Origin of the sequence: Saliphagus sp. GCM10025317, from assembly GCF_042663665.1 — an archaeon.
Lineage (GTDB): Archaea > Halobacteriota > Halobacteria > Halobacteriales > Natrialbaceae > Natronosalvus.
This window is the reverse complement of record NZ_JBHTAQ010000005.1, coordinates 1,422,680-1,436,218: the sequence shown is the minus strand read 5'-3', so window position 1 is coordinate 1,436,218 and position 13,539 is coordinate 1,422,680. Positions and strand designations below refer to the sequence as shown.

Sequence of the window (13,539 nt, the reverse complement as noted above, 5' to 3'; positions counted from 1 at the left end):
ACCATCAATGAGTCCCTTTACTATCCAGGTATTATGACTGAGTTATTCTATTTACAACTGTTTCACATGTCGAATTCACCCTCCTTGACCGGTTCGGGCAACGATTGCCAACAGCATCTCGTTGCGACGAATCAATCCTCTGTATCTCCCGCTACACCTCTGACAACAACTCAGTAGTTTGTCGAGGTACTGCAAGATAGAACGGCGCAACTGTTTCACGAGATGCAAGTCAACCAACCAGAAGTGGTGATTGCACAGTACAGAGCGATCAGTTAACGGACGAATGTAGTTAGTATCATAACGACTCCGATCGGGAGATACACTGGCCCTAGCCCAGCGGTGCACGTATTGACCCCGCCGTCAGGCGTATAGGTGACTGTCAGGCCAGTAACTCCCTCGAGTTCGTAGCCACCCGGCGGCCCGTCGGGCCCGTATCCCACATCACTACACGTCGACCAGAAGAATAGTGGACTGATGAGGACAAGGAGGACTCCAAGAAAAAGCAGTTTCCGCCTCGTCTTCGGCTTCATACGACGGCTTCCCGTTCGGGAGTCATAGAATTTTCTACGCTCGTGTGGGGCGTCTCCCACATCGGTTGGTTCCAGACCAATGATCGAGATAAACAACGGATTCCACTCGTTCGATGCGCTTTAGCCCACCTGCAATCGAGCATCAAATGGAATTCTGTTAACGCATCAATTGTCGAACTAATGGCTCGAGCGGAGCCACAACACGGATAACGTCCGAACTCACAGAAGAATGCGTAGAGACTCGCGCCAGAAGCAGTGAAAGACAACTCATGGAATGGCACGTATCACTGTGGACGGCGCTTCTCGGTGTTACCGCACTCGTCTCGTTCGCGTTCGCAGTGTACGTCTTCCGGAACTACTACCGACGAGACGACGCCGTCGTCGTGGCCTTTTTCGGAATCTCCACTGCGACCGTGTGGTGGTCGCTGACTTACGCGCTCCAGGTCTCGGCGACGACGGTGTCGGCCAAATTGGCCTGGAATCGATTCGTCTGGACCGGCGTCGCCCTGATGATGGTCTCGTGGCCGCTCTTCGTTCTCGTCTACACGGGACGGGAGCGGTGGGCTCGTGGGAAGCGGCTCGCCCTGCTCGCCGCGCTACCGACCGCGACGCTCCTGCTCGTGTGGGGTGGCAGGGCAGACCAGTTTTTGTATCTCGAGCCGGCCGTCGAATACGTCGACGGGCTCTACGTGCTCACGTTTACGCCAGGGGCGTTCTTCCTGTTCGTGCAGGCGTACTCCTACGCGATCAACGGCGTGACCTACGTGCTGCTCTGGCGAACGATGAGACGCCAGGCCGGGCCAGTCCGTCGGCAGGCGATACTCCTGTTGGTCGCGGGACTCATACCGGCCGTCGCCACCCTCGTCGGCATGACCGGGTGGATCACGCCACTGTTTTTCGATCTCACGCCGCTCGCGTTCCTGCTCACGACGCCCCTCGTCGCCTGGGCGTTGTTCAGCCACCGGCTGTTCGAAATCTCGCCGGTCGCCCGAGACGTGGTGTTCGAGAACCTGGCGGACGGCGTGGTCGTCCTCTCGGACGGAGGTACCGTTATCGACGCCAACGACCCCGCGCGGTCGCTGTTCGACGATCGAATACTCGGAATCTCGCTCCCAGAGGCGTTCGAAGCGTATCCAGAGGTCGTCTCGGTCGTCGACAATGATGCTGACAACGAGCGTGTCACGGTCGAAACGAGCGAGGAAACGAAACGACTCGAGGTATCTGCGCTGGACGTGACGTCAGGAGGAACCGTTGCGACAGTCCTGCTGTTCGAGGACGTGACCGACGAGGAAACGCTCGAGCGACGGTACCAGAGCATGATCGAAAAGTCACCGAACGTGGTCGCGACCGTCGACGAAGAGTGGACGTTCCGATACGTGAGTCCGTCCATCACGCGGGTGTTGGGCTACGAGCCGGCACAACTCGTCGGAAATTCGCTCCTCGAGTACGTCCATCCGGACGATCGAGCAGACCTACTCGAGTTGCGGACACAGTCTCGAGAGCGACCCGGTACCGATTCGATCGAACATCGGGTGACACACGCCGACGGTACCTGGAACGTGTTCAAGACGACGACCGAACCGCTGTTCGACGGTGCCGGCGAGTTCGTCGTGACCTCGACGGACGTCACCGACGAGCGAATCTACGAACAGCGACTCCAGGTGCTCAATCGCGTGCTTCGACACGACGTCAAAAACAACGTGAACATCATCACGGGCTACGCGGATCTGCTCGCGGATCACATCGATGCCGGCGGCGAATCGTACCTCGAAACGATCGAGGAGAACGCAACGGCCCTCGCCGACCTCAGCGAACTGGCGCGGGAAGTCGATATGGTGTTACACGGGAAGTCGGACCATCAGACGGTCGACATGGCGGCTGCAGTCGATGCGGCGACCGAGCGGCTACAGCGGAGTTACGACGATGCGACCGTTACTGTCGGCATCGACGTCGACGTCGACGAAGCGGCGCTCGCCCTTGTTAATCCTCTGTACCCGTCGGCGATCGACAACGTCCTCAAGAACGCGGTCGAGCACAGCGATCGGTCGAACCCGTCGATCGAGGTCACCCTCGACCGGACGGAGACGACCGTCGACGTGGTCATCGCCGACGACGGGCCGGGCATCCCGGCGGTCGAACAAGAGGTGCTGACTGCCGGACGGGAGACGTCGCTGGAGCACGCCAGCGGACTCGGGTTGTGGCTCGTGAACTGGATCGTTGCTCGATCCGGTGGAGACGTCGAGTTCGCCGAGAACGAGCCTCGAGGGAGCATCGTTCGACTCCAGTTTCCGCGAGCGACCACGGCGACAGCGAGCGCACAAGCCAGTTGATTTCTCGAGAGTCGATTTCGACGTCGCTCGAACCAGTTCACGCTCGAGGAGGTGCCTCGATAACAGTTGCTGGACAGTGGCGGGAAGGATTGGTGCAAAATTCAGTTCACGGAACGACGCACCATGGACGGACGGAACGAGTCGTTAGTAGGCGAACATATTGTTCCGCGCGATTCTTCCTGGAACCGAACGTTTATGACCGCCCGTGTCAATTGGTATCTTGGAACATGTCCTCCAGTGACACTGAACCCCTCCAGCGGCAGTTGACCGTCCGGCGAACCGAATCGATCCCGGCATCGTCGCGAGTTCGCCACGTTGATCAGCTGAGTGAGGAGGCACTAACCCGGTTCCTCGAGGTCGTGGAAGCCGGCTCGACTGCCGTCCGCGAGGACATGGAACTGGCCGATGGCGACGTGATTATTCACACCGACTACTTCTGCGTGAGTTACGACTGAGCCCAGGTCGTTCCAGGTTACCGGGAGTGGATTTCGAATCACCCCCTCCTGCGGGCAGGTCGACAATCCGCCTCTGGGTGGTGTGCCGTCGGCCTGTCGCCGGGCGTATCGAAGCGGTTTTCCGGGGTGCGACGCAATCTAGGCGACATGAACGGCGGAAGCGACATGACGCTCGCGTTCGAACTCGAGGCCCTGCAGGCGCTCGCCTCGCCGGAGGCCGTCTTCGACGACGCTCGGGGCTGGAGTTCCTACGTCGGCGTCGTCTCCGAGGAGCCGACGTACGTGGTGACGAACTTCACCCGGAAGAACCGGGTCCGACAGGACTTCTTCTCTGGCCCACGCGGCAAGGCCGAGAGCCTCGAGAGCGTCAAACGCCAGTTCGATACGGATCGACACGTCTTCGTCGGCGTCGGCGACGACGACGAGGCCCTCGCCGACGAGGTCGGCTGGGAGTTCCTCCACGTCGAAGACGCCGCGGAGGCGGCCGATTGGACGCTGTCGACCGAGCCGGAGGAAGCCGACGATCCGGACGAGGCGATTCGCGACGACTGGCCCTGAAATGGCCCAGCTCTCGGTACTGACGGCCATCGACGAGGCGTTCGAGCGCATCAGCGACCGCCGCGCTCTGACGGTGCTGGGCGGGCTGGTCGCCGTCCAGGCACTGATGCTGGTCGGCCTCCAGAGCCAGCTCGAGGCCCAGCGGGCGTTTATCGAGGAAGAAGAGCTGTTCGTCCCGGGGTTCGAAACGCTCCCCGACGAGTTGCCCCTCGCGGTCGAGCTCTCGGTCGGGGTGGCGACCGCGCTCTGGCTCGCCATGCTGGTGGCGTTCGTCGCGCTCTCGGTGGTGGCGTTCCGCGTCCTCTCCGAGCGGGCGGCACGCACGCGGAGGCGGGACGACACCGACGACGTCGATGGTGAACCCGTCGAGGATGAATCGCCGCTCGAGTCACCGTCGAACGATGCGCCCCGGTGGAACGACGAACTCGGTCGAACGACGCTCTCGACAGTCGTCGCCGCGTTCGGCGGGTCGCTGCTGGTGGGACTCGGCCTCGCACTGTTCGTCCTTCCCGGACTCGTCGCCGCCACGGCCCTCGCGTTTACCCACCCGTACCTCGCAATCGAGCGAGTCGGACCGATCGATGCGGCCCGCCGGAGCATCGAGCTGACCCGCGGCTCCTGGCTTCGCGTCTTCGTCCTCCTCGTCGTCATCGTCCTGAGCTTCCTCACCGTGAGTTCACTGGGCGCCGTCGCCCTCGCCGCCCTCGAGTCGGCGCCCGTCGCGGGTGAACTCGCCAACGTCGCGTTCGGCTCGCTGGCCTGGCTCTTCGCGCTGGCCCTGCTCGCGAGCGGGTTCGACCAGCTCGAGGCCCGTCGGACCGAAGAGGACGAAAAGTGGGCGGGTATCGACGACGAACTTCTCCCGTAGGCTCGACGCGCGGCCGTCTCGAGTCGTCGTCCTTATCACGACACCGGCCCAAACCCCGGCGATGGCCGACCCCGCGCCTCGCGTCCCGGGCGACGACACCAACCGCCTCGAGCTACCCTGCGGAGAGTCGCTCGACCCGCACGAGATTGACCTCGGCATGCGCGAGTACAGCTGTTCGTGTGGCGATCGCCACGCCGTGGTCACGGACGTCCACCCGCCCTCGCGGTTCGTCCCCGAGTCGCTCGTCGCGGTCCTCCAGGAGACCGTCGACACGGCCGACGACTTCGACGAGTTCGGCACGCCCCACCTGCTCGGTATCGTCATGGAGGAGTTCCCCGAGGAGGTGGTCGTCCACGACGCATCAGAGGACGGCGCCGTGGGGTACACGCTCCTGTGGGTGACCGACTTCGAGGCCCGACGGCTCCACGTCGTCGTCGTGGAACTGATCGTCGAGTTGATGGAACACGCGATCAGCCACGCCGATGACGGCGACGCGATCACCGAGTTCGAGACGCAGATGCTCGAGTTCGACGTCGAGTCGTTCGTCGATCAGTACCGTGACGTGCGGGACTTCGAGAGCGAGTACGACGCGCCGGTGTGACCGGCGTTCGTGTGCGAGGTCAGCGTTTGTTTTCGCCGATACGTTTCGTCGTTTCGTCGTTCCATGTCCGAGCCACCGTTTTATTGACGTCGAACGCGTACCAGGAACGGTGACCTACCGTGGCCTCGTTTCTGATACTGTACGGAACCGGTGAAGGACAGACGGCGACCGTCGCGAGGCGGATTGGCGAGAAGATCGCCGAACGCGGCCACGAGACGACGGTCGTCGACGCAGCCGAGACCGCGCACGAGCTCGAGATAGAGGGCTTCGATGCGGTGCTCGTTGGGGCATCGATCCACGCCGGGAAACACCAGGAACCGGTCACCGAGTTCGTTCGGTCGATGAGTGAGGCGCTTGCGGCGAAGCCGACCGAGTTCTTCCAGGTGTCGCTCTCGTCTGCAACCGAGGAGGGACGGACGCAGGCGGCGGGATACGTCGACGAATTCGTCGAAACTACCGGATGGCATCCGGATCGAGTCGGCCTCTTCGGCGGCGCGCTCCGGTACTCGGAGTACGGCTTCCTCAAACGACTACTGATGAAACAGATTGCGGGGCGGACGATTCCCGACGTGCCGCCGGCGGACGAGTCCGGGGACGTCGAGTTCACGGACTGGCACGAGGTCGAGTCGTTCGCGGCCGACGTGGCCGCGTTCGTCGAAGGCCGTCTCGGGGTGGCCCCGCCAGCGAGCGACCCATCCGAACGAGATAGCTGAGTACGAATGCGGAGAGAGGTGAGCAAGAGCACGACAACACCGTGAACGGCCCTACGGCCCCTCGCGCTCGAGTCACCGTGGCTCGAGGCGACGTGTATTGAGTCAGCAGCTCGAGTCACCGTGTCTCGACGAAACGAGACCTACTCCGTATCGATCTGCGTCACTCGTTCGTCATCCCTGTTGCCGTCGCCATCGCCATCGACATCTCCCCCGTCTTCTCCGAGCGAAACGTCGAATCGAGCGCCGCCGGCTTCGCTCTCCGTCACCGCCACCTCCCAGCCGTGAGCGTCCACGACCTCCGTCACGATCGCCAGGCCGAACCCCGTTCCCTCCGGGTGGGTCGTGTAACCGGACTCGAGGACCGCCTCCCGTTCGTCCGGCGGGATCCCCGGCCCGTCGTCGGCCACGTAGAAGCCGTCTTCGCTCGCTCCGATCGTGACGTGTACGTCGGACCCGACGTGCTCGAGGGCGTTCCGAAAGAGGTTCTCGAACAGCGCGAGCAGTCGCGTCTCCTCGCCCGTCACGGCCGGAAGCGAGCCGTCGACGTCGATGTCGAGCGCTGGATCGACCGTTCGACCGGCCCGACGAACCACCGTCTCGAGGGAAATCGATTCGGTGTCGGTGAGTTGTCGCCCGCTGCGAGCGAGCACGAGCACGTCGTCGATGATGTCGTCCATCCGCTCGAGCGCCCACTGCACTTCGTCGAGGTGGTCTCGGTGTCCCTCGTCTCGTTTGGCGGCGAGCATCTCGACGTGGCCGGTCGCGAGTGTCAACGGGTTTCTGAGGTCGTGTGAGACCGTTCCCGCGAACTCCTCTAAGCGTTCGTTCTGGCGCTCGAGTTCTCGTCGCTGGTGCTCGAGTTCGCTCTCTCGTTCGGCGCGTTCGAGGGCGGCTTCGACGTTCGCAGCGAGGATGTTCGCGAGCGCGAGCGATTCCTCGTCGAAGGCGTTTCGTTCGGTCGAGGAGACGAGGAGAACGCCGTACTCCCCCAGGGGGAGGTGAGCCTCACTTCGGATCGGCGTCTCGGGATTTCGAACGCCACTTTCGTCCCGAATATCGTCGTGAGCCATCGGTTCGCCCGATTCGAACGCCGTCCAGGCCAGTCCACCATCACGTTCGATGGAGGGCGGCTCGCCGAGGAGGCTGACGACGTCGTCCGATATCGCCTCCGGAACGAGGGCGTCGACCTCCGGATCGTACCGATGGATGCCGGTGAGCGGATACTCGAGGATGTCGGTCGCGAGCGCACAGCCGACGGTTGCAACCTCTGTGGCGTTCTCGGCGGCCATCAGCCGTCGGGTGCCGTCGTGAAGCGCGCGGATCCGTTGTTCGCGTTCCTTTCGCTCGCCGATATCCCGGATGACACCGACGGTTCCGGCGAGTTCGTCGTCGTCGATCACCGGAGCGATGTTCGCTTCGGCAACGTGGTTCTGACCGTCGGCGTCGGCATACTCGAATTCGAACGTTCCCCACTGCCGGTCTTCCTCGAGGATCGCCCGAATCTCACGGATTCCCCGTTCGAGTGCCGCTTCTGGCATGAACGAGCGAGCGTGAGCGCCGATGACCGATTGCCGGGATCGGCCGACCGCCTCGGCCATCGCGTCGTTTGCCACCGCCACGGTCCCGTCCGCGTCGAGGACGTACATCGGGTCGCCCACCGTCTCGACGAGCGTCCGGTACTCCTCGAGTTTCCGTTCACGCCGTTTCCGTTCGGTGACGTCGGTGTAGATGATGTACTCGTAGACGGTGCCGTCGAGTTCGACGGCGAACCCCCTGAGGAGGAACTCCCGGGGACCGTCGACCGTGAGTCGCGTGACCTCCTCGGTGACGACTTCATCCAGGCCGACCGCGTCGTAGATTGGGACGGCGTCCTCACCCGCCGGGAGCAGCGACTCACGGAGGATCTCGCCTTCGATCTCGTCCGCCTCGTACCCGAACAGGCGCTCGAAGCCGGGGTTGGCGGCGACGATCCGGTCCAATCCCGGATCGCTAACGACGACGACGCCGTCGGGGACGTTCTCAAACAGCGCGCCGAATCGATCGCGTTCGCGACGGACGGCCTGTTCCGATCGAATGCGCGAGATTGCCGCGGAGACGTGTGCCGCGAGCAGTTCCGCCAGCGTTCGGTCGCGCTCGGTGAACGCCGCCGGGTCGCGCGAGGTGGCCTGGAGCACACCGAAGGCCCCGACGGGGACGCTGAGCCCGGAGCGAAGTTCGTCGTCAACGGGATCGGCATCGTCGTCGGAGCCGATGTCGAGGTCGAGAGAGGATTCGCCGGACTGGAACGTCCGGCCGACGACCCCCTGGTCGGGTTCGAACGCCTCGGTGAGTTCGGCGACGATGGTGCCCTCGGCGGCCGCCGGGCGCAACACGCCGTCTTCCTCGACGTACAGCGCGCTGTCGTCGCTCTCGAGGACGTGAATCATCGCCTCGACCGCGAGTCGGTAGACGGTTTCGGGGTCACGGCAGGCCTCGAACTCGAGGGCGACGTCGTGCATCGCGTCGACCCGGCGGAAGCGGCCGTCGTCGCTCGAGGTCAGTACGCGCTCGACCCGCTCACATAGGCGTTCGAGAGCGTCCTCGGGTTTATCGCGGTCGATGGGGACGTACGACGTCACGTCCGCGTCAATCGCGCGACTCGCCAGTTCCTCGGAGCCGTGACGGGCGTACAGTACTATCGGAAGGGCTGGATAGGTTCGCCGGATCGTTTCGACGAGCTCGAGACCGTCGGAATCGGGGAACCGGTCGACGGCCACCACACCGTCGACAGACCGATTGCCGAGTGTTCGAACTGCGTCTACAGCCGTCTCGACCCTGTGAACGGACAGCCCTGGACACGACGACTCGAGGGCGTCGACGACTCGCGGCGCTCGGTCGGTCGGGTCGACGTAGACGAGCGACCCACCATCGAATGCCCGTCGTTCACCACTACCACCACCAGACATGTAGTTAGCAATAGATGACTGGGTACTACCATAAGGAGTTCGGCCGTCGGATCGTTCTCGGCGACGGGGTGTCCCGAGCCGACCGTACGAAATTCGAAATTCTATTTCGAGAATCGCACTATTTCGTGGCGCTTATTACGATGTACACACTTCGGACGGACAACGAATGAGTACCGACCACGACACCGGGGACGACGGACGCACGATCCTGCTCATCGGCAGCGGGCCGATTCAGATCGGTCAGGCCGCCGAATTCGACTACTCAGGCGCGCAGGCCTGCCGGGCCCTCCAGGAGGAAGGCGCGCGCGTCGTGCTCGTCAACTCGAACCCGGCGACGATCATGACCGACCCGGAGATGGCCGACCGGGTCTACCTCGAGCCGATCACGACCGACGCCATCGCTGAAATCATCCGGAAAGAGCGCCCGGACGGCGTCATCGCCGGGCTCGGCGGCCAGACGGGACTGAACGTCACGGCCGAACTCGCCGAGGAGGGCGTCCTCGAGGAGTACGACGTCGAGATCATGGGCACACCGCTCGACACCATCTACGCCACGGAGGACCGCGACCTCTTCCGCCAGCGTATGGAGAACATCGGCCAGCCAGTGCCGCAGTCGACGACCATCTCGCTGGATTCGGGCGAGTCGGTCACCGAGATCACGGACGAGGACCTTCGCGAACGCGTCGAGGACGCCGTCGACGCCGTCGGCGGCCTCCCGGTCATCGCCCGGACGACCTACACGCTAGGCGGCTCCGGATCGGGCGTCGTCGAAGAGATGGACGAACTCCTCGCTCGCGTGCGGAAAGGACTTCGCCTCTCGCGGAACAACGAGGTCCTCATCACGGAATCGATCGCCGGCTGGGTCGAACTCGAGTACGAGGTGATGCGCGACGCCGACGACTCGTGTATCATCATCTGCAACATGGAGAACCTCGACCCGATGGGCATCCACACCGGCGAGTCGACGGTCGTCACCCCCTCGCAGGTCATCCCCGACGACGGTCACCAGGAGATGCGCACCGCGGCGCTCGACGTCATCCGCGAACTCGGCATCCAGGGCGGGTGTAACATCCAGTTCGCCTGGCACGACGACGGTACGCCAGGCGGCGAGTACCGGGTCGTCGAGGTCAACCCCCGCGTCTCTCGCTCGTCGGCGCTCGCCTCGAAGGCGACGGGCTACCCCATCGCCCGCGTGACCGCGAAAGTCGCTCTCGGGAAACGGCTCCACGAGATCGAAAACGAGATCACCGGCCAGACGACCGCGGCGTTCGAGCCGGCCATCGACTACGTGGTTACCAAGGTCCCCCGCTGGCCCAAGGACAAGTTCGACGATGTCGACTTCGAACTCGGTACGGCGATGAAGTCGACCGGTGAGGCGATGGCCATCGGACGCACGTTCGAGGAATCGCTCCTCAAGGCGCTCCGCTCCTCGGAGTACGACCCCGCCGTCGACTGGGCCGACGTTTCCGACGAGGAACTCGAGGCCAACTACCTCGAGACCCCGACGCCCGATCGCCCCTACGCCATCTTCGAGGCGTTCGAACGTGGCTACACCGTCGAGGACGTCTGCGACCTGACGGGCATCTACGAGTGGTACGTCGAGCGCTTCGAGAACATCGCCGAGGCGTCGGTCGCCGCTTCCGAGGGCGACTTCACCGAGGCCGCCGAACTCGGCTTCACGAACCAGCAAGTCGCGGCCCGCGCGGGTGCCGAGGTAGGCGCGGTCGAGTCCGCCGCTCCCGAGCGCACCTTCAAGCAGGTCGACACCTGCGCCGGCGAGTTCGCTGCCTCGACGCCGTACTACTACTCGGCGCGGGACGCCCTCGAGTCGGGTTCCTCCCCTATCGCCCACGACGAAGTTCAGGTCGACACCGACGTCGAGAGCGTCGTCGTCGTCGGCGGCGGCCCGATCCGTATCGGGCAGGGCGTCGAGTTCGACTACTGCGCCGTCCACGCGGTGCGCGCCCTGCGGGAACTGGGCATCGACGCTCACGTCGTCAACAACAATCCCGAGACCGTCTCGACGGACTACGACACCAGCGACGGCCTGTTCTTCGAGCCGATCACCGCCGAGGAGGTCGCCGACGTCGTCGAGACGACCGGCGCCGACGGCGTCATGGTCCAGTTCGGCGGGCAGACCTCCGTCGACATCGGGGAACCGCTCGAGGCCGAACTCGAGCGCCGCGGCCTCGATTGTACCGTCATGGGCACCAGCGTCGAAGCGATGGACCTCGCGGAAGACCGCGACCGGTTCAACCAACTCATGGACGAGTTGGGTATCGCCCAGCCCGAGGGTGGCGCCGCCTACAGCCGCGACGAGGCATTCGATCTAGCCCAGAACCTGGGCTACCCGGTCCTCGTCCGTCCGTCCTACGTCCTCGGCGGCCGCGCGATGCAGGTCGTCCACAGCGACGACGAACTCGAGACCTACATCGAGGAGGCCGTCCGGGTGAGCCCCGATAAGCCGATCCTCATCGACCAGTTCCTCGAGGACGCGGTCGAACTCGACGTCGACGCCGTTTCGGACGGCGAGGACGTGCTCGTCGGCGGCGTCATGGAACACGTCGAGAGCGCCGGCGTCCACTCCGGGGACTCCGCGTGTGCGATCCCGCCGCGCTCGCTCGACGACGAGACGATGGCCCGCGTCCGCGAGGTCACCGAGGAGATCGCGACCGCGCTCGAGACCGTCGGTCTGCTGAACGTTCAGCTGGCGGTCACCGGCGTCGGGACGGACGAGCCGACCGAGGTGTACGTCCTCGAGGCCAACCCCCGCTCTTCCCGTACGGTGCCGTTCGTCTCGAAGGCGACCGGCGTCCCAATCGCCAAACTCGCCGCGAAGGTGATGGCCAGCGAGACGCTCGCGGAGCAGGGCATCGACGAGCGGATTCCCGAGCACACCTCGATCAAGGAGGTCGTCCTGCCGTTCGACCGCCTGCCGGGAAGCGACCCGCGCCTCGGCCCGGAGATGAAGTCGACCGGCGAAGTGATGGGCACCGCGAGCGACTTCGCGACGGCCTACTGGAAGGGGCAACAGGCTGCCGGCAACGCCGTCAGCGAGGGAACTGCCGTGATCGACCTCGCGGTCGACGGCTTCGAGCAGTTCTTCGACGTCGCCGAGTTCGAGGACGTCCCCGCCGCGATCATGAAGGGCGAGGTCGACTTCGTCGTCAGCGACGACCGCGACGCCCTCGAGATGGCCGTCGAGGAGGACGTCCCGTACCTCTCGACGGAGGCCAGCGCTCGCGCGTACTTCGAGGCGCTCGAGGGATTCGACGGCGATCTCGACGTTGCGGCCGTGACCGACCGGCCACAGCGGGCGGCGAACTGGGGCGGCTGATCGGGCCGGCCTTGCCTTAGTAAGGGGGGGTACTGCTAAGAGGTCACATACCACCGAAAGAATTCTGTCGGACGATTCGGTATCCGGGCTATGGACGACGTTCCCGAGGCCCGAGCGCTGTCGGCGTCAGCCGTCGACACGATTGTCCAGTCGATCGACCCGGCGCTCGAGGTTCGAGACGCAACCGCCGTCGAACGCGGCTTCTGTTCGGTCTACCGGCTCGAGGTCGACGGTAGCGATGGATCACGAAGTCTGTTCTTGAAGTGTTCTCCCGACGGGAAAACGTGGGGAATCCCCGACGAGGCACGCGTCCAGGCCGTTCTCGATGCCCACACGACGATCCCGGTCCCCGAAGTACTCGGCGTCGTGGACGACCACGAGACGCTCCCCGCACCGTGTTACCTGATGGAGGCGCTGCCCGGTGAGGCGCTCCCCTACGAAGACGTGTGCCACCTCGACGACGGCGCTCTCTCGCGACTCGCGCGGGAAACCGGCGAGTACCTGGCCGAGTTACACGCGGTGCCGGCGGTCGAGCAGTTCGGCCACGTCCGGCGCGACGGGCCCGACCTAGTCGGCGGGCGACCCGATCGCGAGCCGTCGACTCTGACGGTCGGCGATCCGCGGGAGACCTGGCCGACGTTCCTGCGGGCGTACGTCGACCGCGAACTCGAGCGCCATGCGGATTCGAGGTTTTCGGCGCTCACCGCTGAGCTACGCCGGTGGCTCGAGGCGAGAATCGACGCGTTAGAGGTGGAAGGACCGTTCGATCCCGTGATGGGGCGCAACGATCACGGATTGCACAACCTCCTCGTCGACTCCGAGACGGGCGAGGTCACCGCGATGCTCGACTGGGGCTACACCCTCGCCGTGCCGGCGGCGTTCGATTTCGAGTTCGCCGCCTACCTCTACAGCGGGGCCTTCCTGGCGGGGCTGCCCGGCGTGTCGGATCGGCGACCCCTCGTCCGCGAGGCGATGCTGTCGGGGTACCGGACGGCGAATCCGGATCGAGCGGACGCGGTTTCGACCCCCGAACCGCTCTACGAACTGGTCGCGATGGTCCGCATCATGAACGACTTCGAGCACCTCGAGGTGCCCGACGGAAGCGAACGCGCCGTGACGGACCGCATCGAGGCGGACGCTCGAGCGATTCTCGAGAGTCAGAACAGAGGGTCTTCCCGGACGGAATAACGTACAGAACGCAC

At 64.4% G+C, this 13,539-nt stretch carries 9 protein-coding genes; 8 read left to right on the top strand and 1 reads right to left on the bottom strand.

Translation table 11 applies throughout. From position 1 onward, the window contains the following. Positions 1–799: 799 nt before the first annotated feature. From ACFQS4_RS09100 to ACFQS4_RS09075, 6 genes are all read left to right on the top strand, one after another. Entirely contained in the window at positions 800–2,860 is a 2,061-nt protein-coding gene (locus ACFQS4_RS09100) for a histidine kinase N-terminal 7TM domain-containing protein (protein ID WP_497901205.1), read from the top strand. 227 nt (positions 2,861–3,087) lie between these two features. Continuing rightward, positions 3,088–3,315, top strand: coding sequence for a DUF7979 domain-containing protein (locus ACFQS4_RS09095; RefSeq protein WP_497901204.1), 228 nt, complete (start codon positions 3,088–3,090; stop codon positions 3,313–3,315). A 147-nt stretch (positions 3,316–3,462) separates the two neighbouring features. Next, a complete protein-coding gene (locus ACFQS4_RS09090) occupies positions 3,463–3,873 on the top strand; it encodes a DUF7124 domain-containing protein (protein ID WP_497901203.1) in 411 nt (136 codons plus the stop codon). Between the two features lies 1 nt (position 3,874). Further along, the gene (locus ACFQS4_RS09085) at positions 3,875–4,741 is read left to right on the top strand and encodes a DUF7847 domain-containing protein (protein ID WP_497901202.1); all 867 of its coding nucleotides are present in this window, start codon (positions 3,875–3,877) and stop codon (positions 4,739–4,741) included. A 61-nt stretch (positions 4,742–4,802) separates the two neighbouring features. Beyond that, entirely contained in the window at positions 4,803–5,342 is a 540-nt protein-coding gene (locus ACFQS4_RS09080; protein ID WP_497901201.1) for a DUF5815 family protein, read from the top strand. A gap of 119 nt (positions 5,343–5,461) precedes the next feature. Continuing rightward, entirely contained in the window at positions 5,462–6,055 is a 594-nt protein-coding gene (locus tag ACFQS4_RS09075; protein WP_497901200.1) for a flavodoxin domain-containing protein, read from the top strand. Positions 6,056–6,195: 140 nt separating this feature from the next. On the opposite strand, the gene ACFQS4_RS09070 is transcribed toward ACFQS4_RS09075, so the two are convergent. Beyond that, on the bottom strand, positions 6,196–9,000 hold the full coding sequence (locus tag ACFQS4_RS09070) for a PAS domain S-box protein (RefSeq protein ID WP_497901199.1): 2,805 nt from the start codon (positions 8,998–9,000) through the stop codon (positions 6,196–6,198). Positions 9,001–9,166: 166 nt separating this feature from the next. Between ACFQS4_RS09070 and carB the strand changes: the two genes are divergently transcribed. Both carB and ACFQS4_RS09060 read left to right on the top strand, forming a co-directional pair. Beyond that, entirely contained in the window at positions 9,167–12,337 is a 3,171-nt protein-coding gene (gene carB / locus ACFQS4_RS09065; protein ID WP_497901198.1) for a carbamoyl-phosphate synthase large subunit, read from the top strand. Between the two features lie 90 nt (positions 12,338–12,427). Next, the gene (locus ACFQS4_RS09060; RefSeq protein ID WP_497901197.1) at positions 12,428–13,525 is read left to right on the top strand and encodes a phosphotransferase family protein; all 1,098 of its coding nucleotides are present in this window, start codon (positions 12,428–12,430) and stop codon (positions 13,523–13,525) included. Positions 13,526–13,539 lie beyond the last annotated feature (14 nt).